The organism is Pseudomonas sp. B611 (assembly GCF_055407965.1).
Map to the genome: position 1 here is coordinate 258,809 of NZ_JBUZST010000006.1, position 17,744 is coordinate 276,552.

At 60.3% G+C, this 17,744-nt stretch carries 16 protein-coding genes and 1 tRNA gene; 16 read left to right on the top strand and 1 reads right to left on the bottom strand.

The annotated features are described in order from the left end of the window. Position 1 precedes the first annotated feature (1 nt). The 12 genes from tolQ to ACZRMO_RS16065 all read left to right on the top strand — a co-directional run bounded on the left by tolQ (position 2) and on the right by ACZRMO_RS16065 (position 9,926). Positions 2-697, top strand: a complete 696-nt coding sequence (gene tolQ / locus ACZRMO_RS16010) for a protein TolQ (RefSeq protein WP_015885609.1) — start codon at positions 2-4, stop codon at positions 695-697. A gap of 23 nt (positions 698-720) precedes the next feature. Then, positions 721-1,173, top strand: a complete 453-nt coding sequence (tolR, locus tag ACZRMO_RS16015) for a protein TolR (RefSeq protein ID WP_463973541.1) — start codon at positions 721-723, stop codon at positions 1,171-1,173. Continuing rightward, complete coding sequence (gene tolA, locus ACZRMO_RS16020; protein WP_017738026.1) at positions 1,173-2,246, top strand: cell envelope integrity protein TolA; 1,074 nt, start codon at positions 1,173-1,175, stop codon at positions 2,244-2,246. Before tolR ends, tolA begins: the two co-directional genes overlap by 1 nt. A 17-nt stretch (positions 2,247-2,263) precedes the next feature. Then, positions 2,264-3,544 (top strand): Tol-Pal system beta propeller repeat protein TolB, encoded by a 1,281-nt coding sequence (gene tolB, locus ACZRMO_RS16025; protein ID WP_463973436.1) that lies wholly within the window; start codon positions 2,264-2,266, stop codon positions 3,542-3,544. A gap of 55 nt (positions 3,545-3,599) precedes the next feature. Next, positions 3,600-4,100 (top strand): peptidoglycan-associated lipoprotein Pal, encoded by a 501-nt coding sequence (pal, locus tag ACZRMO_RS16030; protein WP_003209827.1) that lies wholly within the window; start codon positions 3,600-3,602, stop codon positions 4,098-4,100. 6 nt (positions 4,101-4,106) lie between these two features. After that, complete coding sequence (gene ybgF / locus ACZRMO_RS16035) at positions 4,107-4,940, top strand: tol-pal system protein YbgF (protein ID WP_463973437.1); 834 nt, start codon at positions 4,107-4,109, stop codon at positions 4,938-4,940. Positions 4,941-5,104: 164 nt separating this feature from the next. Next, entirely contained in the window at positions 5,105-5,752 is a 648-nt protein-coding gene (gene queE, locus ACZRMO_RS16040; RefSeq protein ID WP_124524942.1) for a 7-carboxy-7-deazaguanine synthase QueE, read from the top strand. A 1-nt stretch (position 5,753) separates the two neighbouring features. Further along, a complete protein-coding gene (gene queC, locus ACZRMO_RS16045; RefSeq protein WP_463973438.1) occupies positions 5,754-6,443 on the top strand; it encodes a 7-cyano-7-deazaguanine synthase QueC in 690 nt (229 codons plus the stop codon). A 63-nt stretch (positions 6,444-6,506) separates the two neighbouring features. Further along, positions 6,507-6,582: transfer RNA gene (locus tag ACZRMO_RS16050), tRNA-Lys, on the top strand. Between the two features lie 235 nt (positions 6,583-6,817). Further along, entirely contained in the window at positions 6,818-7,957 is a 1,140-nt protein-coding gene (locus ACZRMO_RS16055) for a PDDEXK-like family protein (RefSeq protein ID WP_463973439.1), read from the top strand. Between the two features lie 31 nt (positions 7,958-7,988). After that, positions 7,989-8,855 (top strand): HNH endonuclease, encoded by an 867-nt coding sequence (locus ACZRMO_RS16060; protein WP_463973440.1) that lies wholly within the window; start codon positions 7,989-7,991, stop codon positions 8,853-8,855. Between the two features lie 201 nt (positions 8,856-9,056). Beyond that, positions 9,057-9,926, top strand: a complete 870-nt coding sequence (locus ACZRMO_RS16065; RefSeq protein ID WP_463973441.1) for a phosphotransferase — start codon at positions 9,057-9,059, stop codon at positions 9,924-9,926. A gap of 5 nt (positions 9,927-9,931) precedes the next feature. Here ACZRMO_RS16065 and ACZRMO_RS16070 read toward each other — a convergent pair whose 3' ends face one another. After that, positions 9,932-10,897, bottom strand: coding sequence for a helix-turn-helix domain-containing protein (locus ACZRMO_RS16070; RefSeq protein WP_463973442.1), 966 nt, complete (start codon positions 10,895-10,897; stop codon positions 9,932-9,934). A gap of 162 nt (positions 10,898-11,059) precedes the next feature. Here ACZRMO_RS16070 and ACZRMO_RS16075 point away from each other — a divergent pair, with 162 nt between their 5' ends. Genes ACZRMO_RS16075 through ACZRMO_RS16090 form a run of 4 tightly spaced genes read left to right on the top strand, consistent with a single transcriptional unit; the run spans position 11,060 to position 17,739 of the window. Further along, positions 11,060-13,036 (top strand): TonB-dependent receptor, encoded by a 1,977-nt coding sequence (locus ACZRMO_RS16075; RefSeq protein WP_463973443.1) that lies wholly within the window; start codon positions 11,060-11,062, stop codon positions 13,034-13,036. Between the two features lie 11 nt (positions 13,037-13,047). Further along, positions 13,048-14,079: a methyltransferase gene (locus tag ACZRMO_RS16080; RefSeq protein WP_463973444.1), complete on the top strand. Its 1,032-nt coding sequence runs from the start codon at positions 13,048-13,050 to the stop codon at positions 14,077-14,079. Next, complete coding sequence (locus ACZRMO_RS16085) at positions 14,076-15,305, top strand: MFS transporter (RefSeq protein ID WP_463973445.1); 1,230 nt, start codon at positions 14,076-14,078, stop codon at positions 15,303-15,305. The genes ACZRMO_RS16080 and ACZRMO_RS16085 overlap by 4 nt, the downstream gene beginning before the upstream one ends. Positions 15,306-15,336: 31 nt before the next feature. Next, positions 15,337-17,739: a decarboxylase gene (locus tag ACZRMO_RS16090; RefSeq protein WP_463973446.1), complete on the top strand. Its 2,403-nt coding sequence runs from the start codon at positions 15,337-15,339 to the stop codon at positions 17,737-17,739. The last annotated feature ends 5 nt before the right edge of the window (positions 17,740-17,744 follow it).

Sequence of the window (17,744 nt, forward strand, 5' to 3'; positions counted from 1 at the left end):
CGTGGAACCTACCGTCGTCGACCATTCCTCCATGTGGAGCCTGGTCAGCAATGCCAGTGTCGTGGTTCAACTGGTGATGCTGACCCTGGTAGCCGCATCGGTTACCTCTTGGGTCATGATTTTTCAGCGCAGCAACCTGCTGCGTGCCGGTCGACGTGCCCTGGAGAGCTTTGAAGAGCGCTTCTGGTCGGGTATCGACCTGTCCAAGCTGTACCGCCAGGCGGGCAGCAACCCGGACCCGGATTCGGGCGTCGAGCAGATCTTCCGCGCCGGTTTCAAGGAATTCTCCCGTCTGCGCCAGCAGCCAGGCGTTGACCCGGAAGCCGTGATGGAAGGCGTGGCCCGTGCCATGCGCGTGGCCATCTCCCGTGAAGAAGAGAAGCTTGAGCAAAGCTTGCCGTTCCTCGCCACCGTCGGTTCCGTAAGCCCGTACATCGGCCTGTTCGGTACCGTGTGGGGGATCATGAACTCCTTCCGCGGCCTGGCCCAGGCCCAGCAAGCGACCCTGGCCACCGTGGCCCCGGGTATCGCCGAAGCCCTGATCGCCACCGCGATTGGCCTGTTCGCTGCTATCCCCGCAGTAATTGCCTACAACCGTTTTGCTGCCACCAGCGAAACCCTGATTGGTCGTTACTACACCTTCGCCGATGAATTCCAGGCGATCCTGCACCGTAAAGTGCACACCAGCGAAGAATAAGCAGGTAATTCACAATGGCTTTAATCGCTCGAGCTCGCAAAAAGCGCAAGCCGGTCGCCGAGATGAACGTAGTGCCTTACATCGACGTGATGCTGGTACTGCTGGTTATCTTCATGGTGACCGCGCCGATGCTCAATCAGGGCGTGAAGGTTGATCTGCCCAAGGTTTCCAGCGAAGCCTTGCCGCAAGACAACAACACCCAGGTCCTGACCATTTCGATCAAGGCTGACAAGACCTACTACTGGAACCTTGGCAGCGAAGTCGATACCCAGAAACAGCAGGACAAGGCCATGACCTTGCCGCAGATGACCGACGCGGTGAGCAAGATCATCCGTTCCGGCAACGAAGGCGGCAAGCACACCCAGGTGTTCATTCGTGGTGACAAGGTTGTCGACTACGGCTCTGTCATGGGCGCCATGGGCGGGCTGCAGAAGGCCGGCGTCGGTAACGTTGGCTTGATTACCGAGGCGCCCTGATGCAGCAGCAGCGAGAGCCGTCCGCCTCGGAAAGCTACTTCTGGCCTAGCGTCTGGGCAATTGCCCTGCACGTCCTGGTGTTTGGCATGCTGTTCGTCAGCTTTGCCATGACCCCGGACCTGCCGCCAGCCAAGCCGATCGTGCAGGCGACCCTGTATCAGCTGAAATCGAAAAGTCAGGCCACCACCCAGACCAATCAGAAGATTGCGGGTGAGGCCCAGAAGTCGGCTGCGCGCCAGACTGAAGTCGAACAGATGGAACAGAAAAAGGTCGAGCAGGAAGCGGTGAAGGCTGCTGCGGAACAAAAGAAAGAAGAGGCGGCTCAAAAGGCCGAGGAATCGAAAAAGGCTGACGAAGCGAAGAAGGCCGACGAGGCGAAAAAGGCTGATGAAGCCAAGAAAGCCGAGAAAGCTGCCGAAGCCAAAAAAGCCGAAGAGAAACAATTGGCTGATATAGCCAAGAAGAAATCTGAAGAAGAAGCCAAGAAAGCTGCCGAAGAAGAGGCCAAGAAAAAGGCCGCTGAAGAGGCCAAGAAGAAAATAGTCGAAGACGCGAAGAAGAAAGCCGCCGAAGACGCCAAGAAAAAAGCTGAAGCAGACGAGGCGAAGAAGAAAGTCGCCGATGATGCGAAGAAGAAAGCTGCCGCCGACGCCACCAAGAAAAAGGCCCAGGAAGCAGCACGTAAATCCGCCGAAGAGAAAAAGGCCCAGGCCTTGGCAGATTTGCTTTCCGACACGCCGCAGCGTCAGCAAGCCTTGGCCGATGAGCGTGGTGATGAAGTCGCGGGCAGTTTCGACGACCTGATTCGGGCACGGGCAGCAGAGGGTTGGACGCGTCCACCTTCGGCACGCAAAGGCATGACAGTAGTGCTGCAGATCGGCATGTTGCCGGACGGTACGGTGACTTCGGTCAGCGTGGCCAAGTCCAGTGGCGATGGTTCGTTCGACAGTTCGGCGGTTGCAGCGGTCAAGAACATTGGCCGGTTGACCGAGATGCAGGGAATGAAACCAAGCGACTTCGCTCCCTATCGTTCATTCAAGATGACATTCACACCTGAGGATCTAGCCTTGTGAGAAACCTTCTTCGAGGAATGCTTGTCGTTATTTGCTGTATGGCAGGGATAGCGGCGGCGGATGAAAAAAACATCCTGGTCACCAGCGGTAGCGATCGGGCCACCCCGATCGCGGTAGTACCGTTTGGCTGGCAGGGCGGCAGCGTGCTGCCGGACGACATGGCCCAGATCGTCAGTGACGACCTGCGCAACTCCGGTTACTACGCGCCGATTCCAAAAGGCAACATGATCAGCCAGCCGAACCAGGCCAGCGAAGTTGTGTTCCGCGACTGGAAAGCGGTAGGTGCGCAGTACCTGATGGTCGGCAACATCACGCCGGCCGGTGGTCGTCTGCAAATCACCTACACCTTGTTCAACGTAGCGACCGAGCAGCAGGTCCTGACTGGCAACGTGTCGGGCACGGCCGAGCAGATCCGCGACATGGCTCACTACATTTCGGACCAGTCGTTTGAAAAGCTCACCGGTATCAAGGGTGCTTTCTCGACGCGTCTGCTTTATGTAACAGCTGAGCGTTTCTCGGTAGACAACACGCGCTACACCTTGCAGCGTTCGGACTACGACGGTGCTCGCGCCGTGACCTTGCTGCAATCCCGTGAGCCGATCCTGTCGCCGCGTTTTGCGCCAGACGGCAAGCGCATTGCCTACGTGTCCTTTGAACAGAAGCGTCCGCGCATTTTCGTCCAGCACATCGATACTGGTCGTCGTGAGCAGATCACCAACTTCGAAGGCCTCAACGGTGCGCCAGCCTGGTCACCGGATGGTTCGCGCCTGGCGTTCGTGCTGTCCAAGGATGGCAACCCGGATATCTACGTGATGAACATGGCTTCGCGCCAGATCTCTCGCGTGACCAGCGGCCCAGGTATCAACACCGAGCCGTTCTGGGGTAAAGATGGCTCGACCATCTACTTCACTTCCGACCGTGGCGGCAAGCCTCAGGTCTACAAGGCAAGCGTGGGCGGCGGTGGTGCGGAACGTGTGACCTTTATTGGTAACTACAACGCCAATCCGAAGCTTTCGGCTGATGAAAAGACGTTGGTGATGATTCACCGTCAGGATGGTTTCACTAATTTCCGGGTTGCGGCCCAGGATTTGCAGCGCGGAACCGTAAAAATCCTCACAGATACCAACCTTGATGAGTCAGCCACTGTTGCGCCCAACGGCACCATGGTAATCTACGCCACCCGCCAGCAGGGCCGGGGAGTCTTGATGCTCGTATCCATTAATGGACGCGTAAGGCTCCCACTTCCTACCGCTCAAGGCGAAGTCAGAGAACCATCCTGGTCCCCTTACCTGAACTGACGCGGCGCTACAAAAAGAAGTACTTAACACACTGGGGTTCATTAGGAGTTTCACGATGGAAATGCTGAAGTTTGGTAAGTTTGCTGCTCTGGCTCTGGCTCTGTCCGTAGCCGTTGGTTGCTCGTCTAAAGGCGGCGACAATGCCGGTGAAGGCGCAGCTGTTGATCCAAACGCTGGTTACGGCGCTAACACTGGTGCAGTTGACGGCTCCCTGAGCGAAGAAGCTGCTCTGCGCGCTATCACCACTTTCTACTTCGAATACGACAGTTCGGACCTGAAGCCAGAAGCCATGCGCGCTCTGGACGTTCACGCGAAGGACCTGAAAGCTAACGGCGCTCGCGTTGTTCTGGAAGGTAACACCGACGAACGTGGTACTCGTGAGTACAACATGGCACTGGGCGAGCGTCGTGCGAAAGCCGTTCAGCGCTACCTGGTACTGCAAGGTGTTGCTCCAGGCCAACTGGAACTGGTTTCCTACGGTAAAGAGCGTCCAGTTGCTACTGGCCACGACGAGCAGTCCTGGGCTCAAAACCGTCGCGTCGAACTGCGTAAGTAATTCGTCATGCGAACGTGCCGTCGTGCTCTAACTGTATTGGCTCTCAGCCTCGCACCACTTGCGGTGTGGGCTGCGGTTCCTGTGGAAGATAGCAACTCTGGCTATAACAATAGCGGGAGCAGTTATCCGCCAGCAGGTTATGGCACGAACGGCGCCTATGCGGGGGGAGCGGCTACGTCCGCTCCCTCGGCACAGGGCGAATTGTTCAACCAGCTGCAACGCATGCAGGATCAAATCGCGCAGCAACAAGGCGCCATTGAAGTACTGCAGAATCAAGTGAACCAGCTGAAGCAAGAAGGCCTGGAGCGTTACCAGGATCTTGATCGACGCATTGGAGCCGGCGTTACACCTGCCGCAACTCCTGATAATTCTTCTGCCGGTGGCGCGCCTAGCGCTGCTATCGGTGGTGCAGCAGCAGGGGCGGCTGCCAGCCAAGCCCCTGCCGCGAGCAGCGAACCGGGTGATCCGGCGAAGGAAAAACTGTATTACGATGCAGCCTTCGACCTGATCAAAGCCAAGGACTTCGATAAAGCCAGCCAGGCCTTTGGCGCTTTCCTGCGCAAATACCCGAACAGCCAGTACGCGGGCAATGCCCAATACTGGTTGGGCGAGGTCAACCTGGCCAAGGGTGATCTACAAGCGGCGGGCCAGGCATTTGCCAAGGTCAGTCAGTTGTACCCCAAGCACGCCAAGGTGCCGGATTCGCTGTACAAACTCGCTGACGTAGAACGCCGCCTGGGTCATACCGACAAGGTCAAAGGTATTCTGCAGCAAGTGGTTGCCCAATATCCGGGGACTTCCGCTGCCCAGTTGGCCCAACGGGATCTGCAACGCTTGTAAGCAAAGCTGCCCGTTTAGAAGAAACCCGCGCCTGGCGCGGGTTTTTTCGTTAGAATCCACGCCCTTTTATGAAACACGCTTTTTGGGGCCCACGCGTTGGCGGGGTCTCTTGAAGTGCCTGACGGAGGCGGACAGCCTGTTTAGCTGTTACGCCCGTGGCGACTATGCAAGACACATTACGTATCACCGAAGTTTTTTACTCGTTGCAGGGTGAAACGCGCACCGCTGGCCTGCCCACAGTATTTGTGCGCCTGACCGGTTGCCCGCTGCGTTGCCAATACTGTGACAGCGCCTACGCCTTCAGTGGCGGCACCGTGCGCACCCTCGACGACATCCTCGAACAGGTTGCCGGCTTCCGGCCACGCTACGTCTGCGTGACGGGCGGTGAGCCGTTGGCGCAGCCCAACGCTATTCCCTTGCTCAAGCAATTGTGCGATGCCGGTTACGAGGTGTCCCTGGAAACCAGTGGTGCCTTGGATATTTCCGCGGTCGACCCGCGCGTGAGCCGGGTAGTCGATCTGAAGACGCCCGACTCCAAGGAATCGCACCGCAACCGTTACGAGAACATCGACTTGCTGACGGCCAACGATCAGGTCAAGTTCGTTATCTGTTCCCGTGATGATTACGACTGGGCGAACTCCAAACTGATCCAATACGGCCTGGACCGTCGCGCAGGCGAGGTGCTGTTTTCTCCCAGCCACCACGACCTGAACGCCCGCGACCTTGCCGATTGGGTCGTGGCGGACAATCTACCGGTGCGCCTGCAATTGCAGTTGCACAAATACCTTTGGAACGACGAGCCAGGACGCTGACATGACTGCACAAACCAACGATCAAAAACGCGCCGTAATCCTGCTGTCCGGCGGCCTCGACTCCGCTACCGTAGTCGCGATGGCGCAAGCTGAAGGCTACAGCTGCTACACCATGAGCTTCGACTACGGCCAGCGCCATCGCGCCGAACTCAACGCCGCTGCCCGTGTAGCGCGCGACATGGGGGTGGTCGAGCATAAAGTGATCGGCCTGAACCTCAATGGCATTGGCGGCTCCGCGCTGACCGACAGCAGCATTGATGTTCCAGAAACCCTGGGTGAAGGCATTCCTGTCACCTACGTGCCGGCGCGCAACACCGTCTTCCTGTCCCTGGCCCTCGGCTGGGCCGAGGTGCTTAACGCCCGCGACATCTTTATCGGCGTCAACGCGGTGGATTACTCCGGCTACCCGGACTGCCGCCCAGAGTTCGTCGAGTCGTTCGAACGCATGGCCAACCTGGCGACAAAGGCCGGTGTAGAAGGGCAGGGCTTCCGTATCCTGGCACCGCTGCAAAACCTCAGCAAAGCCGATATCGTCAAGGCTGGCGTAGGACTTGGCGTCGATTACTCGCTGACAGTTTCCTGCTATCAGGCAGACGATGATGGCCGCGCTTGTGGGAAATGCGACAGCTGCCGACTGCGTGCAGAAGGCTTCCAAGCGGCCGGAATTACGGACCCAACGCGTTATTTCTGATTTATTTAAAATAAGGTGTTGAATAATCCTTAGAAATCAGTATTATACGCGCCACCACACAGCGGGTCGTTAGCTCAGTTGGTAGAGCAGTTGGCTTTTAACCAATTGGTCGTAGGTTCGAATCCCACACGACCCACCATTTTTGGCGGTTTAGAAAATCCGGAAGGCCCACGCAAGTGAGGATTTCCGGGTTTTTTTTTGCCTGCGATTTAGGGCGGTGCAGGGGCCAGGAAGCTGAACTGGTCAGAGCGAAACGACCAACACAGTGAAGCAGAGGCTTCCTGCACTCCAGAAGTATCAAATAGCCATTACCCCTTGCATGATTTGCCTGATACTACGCGTCGCAATTCGACCGAAATCAGGACTCCTCTATCGTGGACGATTTTTTGCAGCTCTCGGCTCTACTGCGCGCAAAGTATCAGCGCCCGGCAGGCTTCAACCTCTTCTCAGTACTGCGCAGCTCAAGTGATGAAGTTCGGCTTCACTCGCGCTTTCTCGCCTTCTTGCTCGACCCAAAAGCTAGCCACAATCAGGGAGCAGCGTTGCTGAACCTCCTGTTGACGCGAGTGGGCATCCGGAACTTCGATTCATCGCGTGCGATTGTCGAGGTCGAGTACAAGAACATCGACATCCTTGTTCGCAACCCATCCAATCAAGCCGTGATCATCGAGAACAAGGTCTATGCCCGTGACCGTGACGAGCAGTTGTGGGACTACCACCAGCAAATGGCGGGGGAAGGTTACCGCGATATTTGGACCACGTACCTCACCCTGAATGGCGCCGAGCCCAGTCAAGAAAGCAAAAAAACGCTGCCTGTAATTTCTCTCAGCTATGAAGTCGAGATCATCTCTTGGCTGAAGGACTGTATCCCTCTGGTAGCCCGCGAGCCCGGCGTACGGGAAAGCATTTTCCAGTACATCGAACTACTCCAAAAGCTGACATCCAGTGACCAGAGCGAGCGCTACATGAGCAAGCTGAAAGAACAGATTCTGTTGGGCGATAACCTCTTCGTGATTGCCGATATCAATCATGCGTTCCAATCGGTATTGGCCGACCTACAGCTCGATATTTGGGAACGCATGACGGCTTATCAAACTCAACATTATTCGTACCTCGGCAACCCAGAGATTACGGCGACGAAGGAGGCAGTTTCTGACTTTTACAAAAAGGCCAAAAACAACAAGTTCATCGGCCTCCTATTCCCTTTCAACTTCATGAAGGGCGGTGTTTACATTGAGGTCAACCACCGGCTTTACGTGGGTTACTACTGTGACGGTGAGCAATTTCCTGAAGATCGCGAGCGTCTATTTGAGCTAAGCCGAGAGATCGCCCCTCGTAATCGCAACACTAGCACTCTGTTTTGGCGGTACGCGAAAACCAATGTGAACCTCCATGCCCCCTCCAATGAGGATTTGGCGCTGCTGCGAGACCCTGAAACGAGGGAGTCGATTGCCAGCGGGCTGATTGATGACGCGCACGAACTTTGGCAGCGAGCTCACCAGAAGTTTGCCTAATCGCAGAAACAACATTCCAAGAGGACCATTTATGGCAAAGGGTTGGAGCAACGAAGAAGGTCACGCGCAGCCAGGTGGCATCGAAGGCATGCGCAAATGGGAGAAAGCCCTTGTAGCTGTAGAGCAGCTTGGAGGCTGCGCCACTCGAAAACAGGTCGAAGCTTGGGTTCTCGCCCGTGAACCCGAGTTCAACCCCAATAACTTGACCGACCTCTACATGATGTCTGTTAACGCCCGAGCCCGCGGGGGTTATACGCAAAACAAAAAACCTCGACGGACTGATCAGGGCAACCGCTACGACAAGCTGTTCAACGTCGGAGAAGCCACCTTTGAGCTTTATGACCCAGTTCAGCATGGCATTTGGGAAATTTACCCCGATGCATTATCGGGAAGCCGATTTGGAGTTTCTGTTCGACAGGTTGCAAATCCTATCGAAGAGGCACTCGCAGTCGCCGAGGCTGCTGCTGAGCAAACGGGCTGTTTTGATCCTACAGACGTCGCCGATGCCAGAAAGCGTGTGACCGCCGACATCATCCGTCGCCGAGGGCAGCCTGCTTTTCGCAAAGCGCTTTTGGAGGCCTATGGCGAAGCGTGTGCCATTACCGGCTGCAATCTACTCGCTGTGCTAGAAGCCGCGCATATCCATCCCTACAAGGGCGATCACACCAATGTGGTTTCCAATGGACTGCTGTTGCGGACGGACATCCACACCCTGTTTGATCTGGGGCTGATCGCCATTGAACCGGAAACGATGCTCGTGCGCGTGTCGCCACAGCTGGAGGGCACCGACTACGGGAAGTTGAATGGTTCCCCGCTTCGCCAACCCGAACAAAACGCTCGCCGGGCTAGTCCAGAGGCCTTGGACTGGCACTGGAGCCAATGTAGTTGGAGCGCGTAAACGAGTACTATCGCGTGCAAGAACGCCGGTTTGTTAGATGTGTTTGCTCCCACGAACATCATCAGTCAGATCGGCGTCCTGGTTTCTGTATCCCTCGAAACGCTGTGAAGAAACTTTGTTGTCTACGATTTTGATCGGCGCGCGGAACTGGAAGGTTTCGCAAAGACCGATAGCCTCATTGCCCCACGTCAGGAAGACCCAATGCGTCACCTCAACAACATCACCCGCGCATTCCAACCCGAGTCCATCGGCGACATCACCTTCCATTTCGACCCGCGCCATCAGCCTGAACTCTCCACCCTGGTCCAGCGCTTCCTCGCCACCCCGGATCAACACACCACCCTAGACATACCAGAAGCCACCCGCGGCGTTTTCCTGCTGGAGGGCGAGCGCCGGTGGGTGTTGAAGCACAACAAGCTTGAGCACTGGAAAAAACAGCTGCAAAACTACTTGGGGCTAAAACGTGCGTTCGGCCTGCATGACTTGACCAATGAGTTCATCAACCTGTCCGTCGTGTCTGCCAAGTCCGCCAGCGTGCCGCGCGTCGCCGGGTTCGGCTATAAAACGCGCTTTCCGTTCCTGAAAGAGGAATACCTGCTGGTGGGTTTTTTTGATGATCACTGCAGTGTGGATGATCGTCTTATCGCGGACCCGGAACAGGCCGGTGAGTTGCTGCCACGGGTCTTCCGATTGTTTGCGCAGATGCTCGCCGAAGGGTTTGTGCACATGGACCCGCACCCCAAGAATATTCTTATCGCCCCGGACGGCCAGCTACGCCTGATCGATTTTGAGTGCTGCGCCCATTCGGTCATCGATCATGACTTCAGCCTGGGTTTCTTGATGGGCTACTTCTATCACTTCTGGATCAAGCGCTTCATCACCCTCGAAGCCTATCGTGCGCTCTGCGAACGTTACTTGATGGAGGCGCAGCCGAACCTGCAACGCGCCACCTTCGACCCGGTGTTCGAACGCTTCCTCACCCACAAAGTCTCGCGCACCACGCGCTACAGCATCCTGACCAACCCCAAGGCCCAGGCAGCCTTCAAGCAGGCTCCCGCCACGCACCCTTGATGCGCTCAGCGGCGTTTGCCAAACACCGACTTCGGCGTCTTGCCGAAGAATCGCGTAAACGCCGCGCTGAAGTTGTTCGGGAATTTGTACCCCACCTGGTAGGCCGCCTGCGCTACCTGGCAACCGCTTTCCAGCAAGGTGTAGGCCTTGCGCATGCGAATCTCGTTGAGCATGCGGTGTGGCGTGGAGTTGAAGCGGTAGTGCAAGCCTTCCTTGAGCTTGAACTCGTTGAGCCCAACCGCCGCACAGAGATAGGGGATGGTCAGCGGTTGGTCCATCTGCTCGATCATGATGTCGCGCGCACGCTCCAGTTTCTCGATGTCGGTTGCGCTGAATTGCAGGCTTTCCGGCAGGGCATCGGGGCTCAGCAGCTTGAGCTGTTCGGAGAGCAGGCTCAGGGTGTGGATGTGCATGTCCAACGTGCCGGTCACGCCGTGGTTGAGGTAGCGGGTCAGGGCGCTGGCGTGGCTGGCGCTGGCGGCCGAGGTCTTCTGGAAAGCCAGTTGGCGCACGTTGCCGTTGCCGAGGATCTGCTGGGTGCGCTGCTCGCCGATGTACTTGGTGAGCATGCTCTCGCCAATCAACAACCGCAGTTGCGACACCGTCGCACCCGCCTCATAGCAGCGTTCACCCAGGCTTAGCTGGAACGAGGTGATCGTGGTAAAGCCCGCCCTGAACGACACCGCAGCGCCATCCGCGCCTTTGTAGCCGGAATCACCCTGCATGCCGAAGGTAATCACCAGCATGTGGCGGTTGTGCGGGCTCACGGTTTCTTCAATCAAATTGCGCGTCGGGCGATAGCGCGAACGCACCACCATCAGGTCGTCGTCGAAGGTCAGACGTTCCGAATAGCACTCGCCCAGCTCTTCCGGCAACTGCTGGCGCATCCAGCCGCAGTCTTGCGTGCTGACCAACCGCGAGTGCGTTGACGCGACTCGATACGACTGGGAAATCCTTTGTAAAGCCGACACGTTTAACGCCCTCCCTAGAGTTGGCTCCGATTCGCATATGGATTGATCCGAAATCCATACGGACATACATGATAAGCATTCGCATTAATGAATAGCATGTTTCCCCATCAACTGCCATCGCCACGACGCGGCCATGGGGCGATTCATTGAAGGGGAAAGCGTTTGAACACAGGGGTTTTCAGCGGTGTGCTGGTGTGTTGGCTGGGCGGCATAAGCGTTGCCGTGGCGCAGACCGAACTGGCACCGGTCAAGGTCACGGCCAACAAGATCGAGCAGGCACAGGAAGAAGTCCCCGCGAGCCTGTCGGTGATCACCGGCGAAGACCTGCGCAAAGGCAATATCGACGATCTGGAACGCCTGGCCCGCACCACGCCAGGCTTTACCTTCCAGCCGTTCGGCCAGTCCGGCACCAACCTGCCGGTGGTCCGTGGCCTGAGTTCCGGGGCGACGGCGTTTTCCTCCTCGATGCTGATGCTCGTGGACGGCGTGCCGACCCTGATGGGGCAGGGCTTCGACCATAACCTGCTGGGCGTCGAGCGCATCGAGATCCTGCGCGGCCCGCAGTCCACCCTGTACGGGCGCAACGCCGAAGCGGGCGTACTGAGCATCCACACCCGCCAGCCCGGCGATACGCCTTACGCGCGCATAGAAGCCGGCACCGGCAGCCGCGACCTGCGCACACTGAGCGCGGATGCCAGCACGGTGTTGGCCCCTGGCACCTTATACGCCGGCGTGTCCGGCCAATGGCGCGAGCAGGACGGCTTTATCGACAACGCCTATAAAGGTGGCCAAGCCGATGACCGTGAGCGCCACAGCGCGCGCATGGTGCTGCGTTGGACGCCAACCCTGGCCACCGACGTCAACCTGCGCTACAGCCGCCAGGACTACCGCGATGGCGGCTCACAATGGGGCGCTGCCAGCTCGACCCGGCGCGAAGTGCGCTCCGGCACGCCCAGTTGGAACCACTCCAGCGGCCGCAGCCTGTCGCTGGACGTGCAGCACATCTTCGACTCCGGGGTGAAACTGCGCTCCATCACCGCGCGCAACGACTTCTACGACCGCCTGCAACAAGACACCGACTTCCAGCCGGCCGACCAACTGCACCTGGCTCGCGACTACCACTTCAACACCTTGTCCCAGGAGTTCCGCCTCGAAGGCCAATGGCGTGACAACCAGTGGCTGCTCGGGGCCTATGCCGACCGCGACGACCACGACCTGTCCTACCAGCAAAAACTGCCGCTGCGCCTGACCGAGACCGCCAGCCAGTTGGGTGGCAACACCAGCGCGCTGTTCGGCCAATGGCTGATGCCCCTGGCCGAGCGCTGGACCCTCACCCTCGGCGCCCGCGCCGAGCAAGACAAAGTGCATATCGACCCGGCCATCGGCAGTCGCCAAAGCGCCAGCTGGCAACGCTTCACCCCCAAAGCCGCGCTGCAATACGAATGGCAACCCGACGCCTACGTCTACGCCAGCTACGCCGAAGGCTTCCGCGCCGGCGGCTTCAACGCCTTCTCCAGCGCCGCCAACTACCCCGGCTACGACCCGGAAAAAGTCAAAACCTACGAACTCGGCGCCAAGGGCTGGCTCGCCGATAAACGCATGCGCTACTCGGCCGCGGTGTACCTGATGGACGTGCGCGACATGCAGGTGCAACAGATCATCCAGCCCGGCGTGGTGTACATCACCAACGCCGCCACCGCGCGCTCCACCGGGCTTGAACTACAAGCCGACTACCTCGTCGCCGACGACTGGCGCGTAGTCACTTCCGTGGGCCTGAACCGCACGCGCTTCAAGCAATTCACGGAAGGCAGCAACGACTACAAGGGCAATCACAACCCTTACGCGCCGGACCTCACCGGCCACCTCAGCCTGCGCTACGACGCGCCTGCCGGCTGGTACGCCCAGGGCGGCGTCAGCGCCGTCGGCAAGACCTACCTCGACGCCGCCAACCAATACAGCCGTGGCGGCTACGGCCTGATCGACCTGAGTGCCGGCTACGACTTCAGCCACTACGGCATCAGCGCCTACGTGAACAACGCCGCCGACAAGCGCTACGACGCCGTCGGCTACCTGAATGGCACCACCCGCGTGTACAGCCCGGGCCGCGAAGTCGGCCTTCGGCTCAGCTATGAACTGTGAGCGATAAACCTATGAATCTGTCCACCCCACATGCCCTGCAACCTTTCTGGGATCTGACCCTGTCCGCCGTACGCGCCGACGCCCTGCGCATTGCGCTGGAATGGAAACTCTTCGACCTGTTGCAAGTGCCCACCTCGGCCCACCTGATCGCCCGGCAATTGGAACTCGACCCGGCCAACACCGGCTTCTGGCTCGAAGCCCTGTGGAGCATGGATCTGCTCCAGCGCGATGAACGCCAACCGCCGCTGTACCGCAACACGCCGGTGGCCAGCGACTACCTGCGCAGCGATGCGACGGACTACTGCGGCGACGCCTGGACCTTTCGCCTGCGCGGCATGCGCCGTTTCGGCAGCCAACTGGGCGAGCAAGTGCGCGCCGGCCAGCCCGACAGCCAACCCTCCGACATGACCACCACCATCGACAACTGGACCGCCGCCGCCCGCCTGCAAATCGCTCAGGAGCAACGCGCCGTCACCGTTGACGTGGCCCTGCGCCTGACGGCCCTGGTCCCCGAGTTCAGCCAGGCGCGCCGCCTGCTCGACCTCGGTGGCGGCCCCGGCCTGGTGGCGATCGCCCTGGTGCGTGACAACCCGCTGCTCAGCGGCGAAGTCTTCGACTTCGAAAAAACCGTCGAAGTGGCCGCCGCCAATATCCAGCGCGCTGGCCTGGAACAACGCCTCGGCGTGCGCGGCGGCAACCTCGCCAGCGACCCGATTGGCGACGGTTACGACGTGATCTGGTGTTCCTCGGTGCTGCACTTCGTCCCGGACCTGCCCGCCACCCTGGCCAAGATCCATGCCGCATTGCGCCCCGGCGGCGTGCTGATCAGCGCCCACGCCGAGATCCCCGCCGACCCCGAACACGCCCAGCGCGTGATGCCGTATTACCTGTCGATGCAAATGCTCGGTCGCCATGTCACCGAGGCGGGCGGCCTGAGTGACGCCTTGCAACAGGCGGGCTTCAGCCACATCGACAGCTACCCCGAAGTGGCCTTCGCCGTGGCGCCCGTCTCGGTGCTGGTGGCTCGCCGGAGCGCCTCATGAACCCTTCCGTGTGGCGTCTGCAATTGCTATTCGGCTGGCTCGGTTTTGTGCTGGTGGTGCCGAGCATCTACCTGCTGCTCGGCCTGCCGTTGGTGATGCGCGAACACGGCTGGTCGGGCACCGACATCGGCTTGTTCCAACTGGCCGGCTTGCCGGCGGTGTTCAAGTTCCTGCTGGCACTGCCTGTGCAGCGCTATCGCTTCCAGCGTGGGCATTACCGCAACTGGGCGATGCTGCTGTGCCTGCTGCTGGCGGTGCTGCTGGTGGCGGCCAGCCAATTGTCGATCACCGGCAACCCGCTGTACCTCTTCGGTCTGGCCTTCGCCGCCTCGGTGCTGGCGACCTGGGCCGATATCCCGGTCAACGCTCTGGCGATCAAATTGCTGCCGCAATCGGAGCAAGTGCGCGCCGGCAGCATCCGTTCGGCGGCGCTGTTTCTCGGCGCGATTGTCGGCGCTGGCGTGATGTTGCTGGTGCAAAGCCGCTGGGGCTGGCAAGCGCCATTCCTGTTGATGGCCGGCGGCTTGCTGCTGGCGTTGCTGCCCCTGGCCCGGCTGCGTGAAAGCCATGCGCAAGGCACCACTAGCGCGCCGGTCAGCCCGGCGCTGGCCGACTGGTCGGGTTACTTCCGCCAACCCGGCGCACGGCTGTGGACCTGGGTGCTGTTGACCAGTTTTCCGTTTGTCGGCGCGGCGTGGCTGTACCTCAAACCGCTGCTGCTGGACCAGGGCATGGTCGCGCCGAAAGTTGCACTGATCGCCGGCGTCGGCGGCGGCGTGGTCGGCGCCGTGGCCAGCTTGTTCGGCGGGCGGTTGATCCAGCGCATCGGCCCGGGCCGCGCGATTCCGCTGTTTATGTTGTGGGCGTTGATTTCGTTATTAGCACTGACCGCCGCTGTCGGCCTGCGCGCCGACATGGTCTGGCTGGTGGCGGCGGCGTTCCTGCTGGCGACGGCCATGGGCGCGGTCTCGACCCTGGTCTTCGCCTTGATGATGTTTTTCTCCCGCGAGCATCGCCAGGCCGCCGACTACGGCTTGCAGGCCAGCCTGTTCGTGTTGACGCGCATGTTGGTGCCGATTGCCGCGGGCGTGCTGCTCGACCGCAGCGGCCACGTCGGCATGCTCGCCGGCCTGTCGCTGGCGATGGCCCTGGTGTGCGGCGTGGCCGTGCTGGCGCGGCGCTCGATCGCGCTGGTCACCGGCGACCCGCAGCGCCCGGTCATTTGATCCTCAGTTTGATTTGAATAGGGATAGGTTCATGAAGGCCACGTTAGGAATCTGCTTGATTACCCAGGCGCAGCCGCTGATTGAGGACGTGACGTTTGTCATCGAGCATTTGCAGGCCGGTTTGCAACCGCTGCCGAATGCCGCTGACTGGCCCGTGACCGCTGGCGACTGCGAAGAAATGCACCAGGCCCTGGGGCCCCGACCGCGCAGCGATGCGGTGCTGGAAACCCTGATGGTCCAGGCCCAGCGCTACTTGCAAGGCAGCCCGGCGCATGCGGCGGCGTTGCCGGACATGTGGTTGATGAGCTTCGATTCGGTGGAGGCCGCGCAGGCACGCTTGCGTCAGCAAAGCCCGCCGTTGTCCAACGAACTGTTCATCCTCGACCTTGGCGAACAGGCCGAGGCGGGCATGGACGACCCGTTCGACGCGCTGATCGCCGCCGCGCCGAATGCGCGCCTGTCGCCCCATTCGGCCGTGCTGTACTGCGCCTTGTCGGCCTTGCCCGGCTGGATGAACTGCGTCGGCGGCAACCGCCACCTGCGCGTGGCCAACGACGACCGCGCTGCGCGCCGTGCCGACCTGCTGCGCATCATCCTCGACCATCTGGAGCATGCGCACTTCAACCGCTTGCTCGCCCGTTCCATCAGCGGTCCGCTGCTGTCGGTGAGCCTGGCCACCGAGGTCACGCGCTTTATGCACAGCCGCTGGCAGGAGCGCTGGGACTTTCACGCCTACACCGGTTCGATGGTCGCGGGCCTGATCCAGTCGATGCAGCACAACGTCGCCGGCACCGGTGTGCGCTGCCTCAGCGGCTGCAACGAACACAGCCTGGCGGTGGGCGCCATGGCCGGCTGGCAGTTGTTTGGCCGCGCCTATGTGATCACCGTGACCTCGGGCATGATCGACGAGTTTCGCGGCACCCTGGCCAACCTCAAGCGCATCGGCGCACCGGGGCTGATCATCTGCGCTGACAGCCCGGAAAACGTCTGGTACGCGTTCCAGGGCACCCACGACAACGACAACGACGGGCGCCAGGTCATCGAAGCCAAGGGCCTGCGTCAGGTGTTCATCCGCAAGGTCGAGGAGATCGGCGCCTGCCTGGAGCAAGCCTTCGCCATGCTCGCCGAACGTGCCGAGCCGGTGTTTATCCTGGCCACCCAAGGCGTGCTCGAATCGCGTCCACAAGTGCCGTTGAATGTGGCGCTGCCGGCCTTGCCAACGGCTGCTGAAGTGAACCTCAGCAGCGCGCAACTCGAAGCGCTGGACCAGGCCTTGGACCTGATCAACCGCCAGCCGCTGCACTTGCTCTGGCAGTGCGGCAAGCTCAGCGATCAGCAGCGCCAACGCGTGCATGCCCTGGCCGAACGCGGCGCGATTGCGCTGTCCGACAGCATCACCCAGCCGGGCAGCGTCGGTCCGTATCATCAGGGCCGCAAGGTACCGAATTACCTCGGGCCGTTGTCGTTGTACGGTTTCAGTCGCAGGGTCTACCAGTTCGTGCACACCGACCACGAACTGAATGGGCCGCAAAGTCACTGCGTGTTCTTCCTCAAGGGCAAGGTCGATCAGGCCGCCACGCCGTTTTCCGAAGGCAAGCTCAAGCGCCAATTGCGCGTGGTGCAGGTCAACCATGAACCCCGGCACTTGTCGCCGTTCACCGACCTGGCGCTGGACGTGCCGCTGGACGTGTTCCTCGATCACATCGAGCGCGGCTTGCAGGTCGAACCCGTGGTGCTCGCCCTGCGCCGCGCCAAGCTGGCGCAAGTGGCCGCCACCAGCGAAAGCGTGGCGGCGGACCATATCGAAACCCTGCCGATGACCTCCAACTACTTCTTCCGCCGCCTGGGCAACCTGGTGCGCGAACTCATCGAGCAACACGACTACCGCTACATCGGCGTGTACGACGTCGGCCGTGGCGCCATCTCGGCGTTGCGCAACGTGCCGCGCACCGACCCGGGGTTCTCCGGCTGGTACGGCCGTGCGTTGATGGGCGATGGCCTGATGGCCTTGCCGTATATCGCCATGACCGGCAGCGGCAACGTGCTGGCGTTTGTCGGCGACGGCGCCCGGGCGTTGGTGCCGGACATCGAAGCGCGCCTGGCCCAAGGCCTGACTGACCCTGCGCGCAACGTGACCTTGTTCTACCTCAGCAACGGTGTGCTCTCGCTGATCCAGACCTACCTCGACAAGCGCTACGCCCACAACGGCGCGCAACAGGTCGCCGTCAGCACCCGCGCCGCCGCGACGCAACCCGTGCAGCGCATCGGCACGATCAACCTGCACCGCGAGCGGCTGGTGCGTTTCGATGAAGCGCACCTGCGCAACGCCCTGACCCAACCCGGGCAACTGAATATCTTCGACGTATTGCTGGCCCACAACTCGGAAGGCGACGGCTTGAGCCTGGTCTCCGAAACCGCCTGGAACCGTCAATGAAACAC

Excerpts from the sequence above, each read along its gene's own strand:
- ACZRMO_RS16065 (WP_463973441.1), top strand. The coding sequence starts at position 9,057 with ATGCGTCACCTCAACAACATCACCCGCGCATTCCAACCCGAGTCCATC.
- tolB (WP_463973436.1), top strand. The coding sequence starts at position 2,264 with ATGCTTGTCGTTATTTGCTGTATGGCAGGGATAGCGGCGGCGGATGAA.
- queC (WP_463973438.1), top strand. The coding sequence starts at position 5,754 with ATGACTGCACAAACCAACGATCAAAAACGCGCCGTAATCCTGCTGTCC.
- ACZRMO_RS16080 (WP_463973444.1), top strand. The coding sequence starts at position 13,048 with ATGAATCTGTCCACCCCACATGCCCTGCAACCTTTCTGGGATCTGACC.
- pal (WP_003209827.1), top strand. The coding sequence starts at position 3,600 with ATGGAAATGCTGAAGTTTGGTAAGTTTGCTGCTCTGGCTCTGGCTCTG.
- ACZRMO_RS16090 (WP_463973446.1), top strand. The coding sequence starts at position 15,337 with ATGAAGGCCACGTTAGGAATCTGCTTGATTACCCAGGCGCAGCCGCTG.
- tolA (WP_017738026.1), top strand. The coding sequence starts at position 1,173 with ATGCAGCAGCAGCGAGAGCCGTCCGCCTCGGAAAGCTACTTCTGGCCT.
- ACZRMO_RS16085 (WP_463973445.1), top strand. The coding sequence starts at position 14,076 with ATGAACCCTTCCGTGTGGCGTCTGCAATTGCTATTCGGCTGGCTCGGT.
- ybgF (WP_463973437.1), top strand. The coding sequence starts at position 4,107 with ATGCGAACGTGCCGTCGTGCTCTAACTGTATTGGCTCTCAGCCTCGCA.
- ACZRMO_RS16060 (WP_463973440.1), top strand. The coding sequence starts at position 7,989 with ATGGCAAAGGGTTGGAGCAACGAAGAAGGTCACGCGCAGCCAGGTGGC.
- queE (WP_124524942.1), top strand. The coding sequence starts at position 5,105 with ATGCAAGACACATTACGTATCACCGAAGTTTTTTACTCGTTGCAGGGT.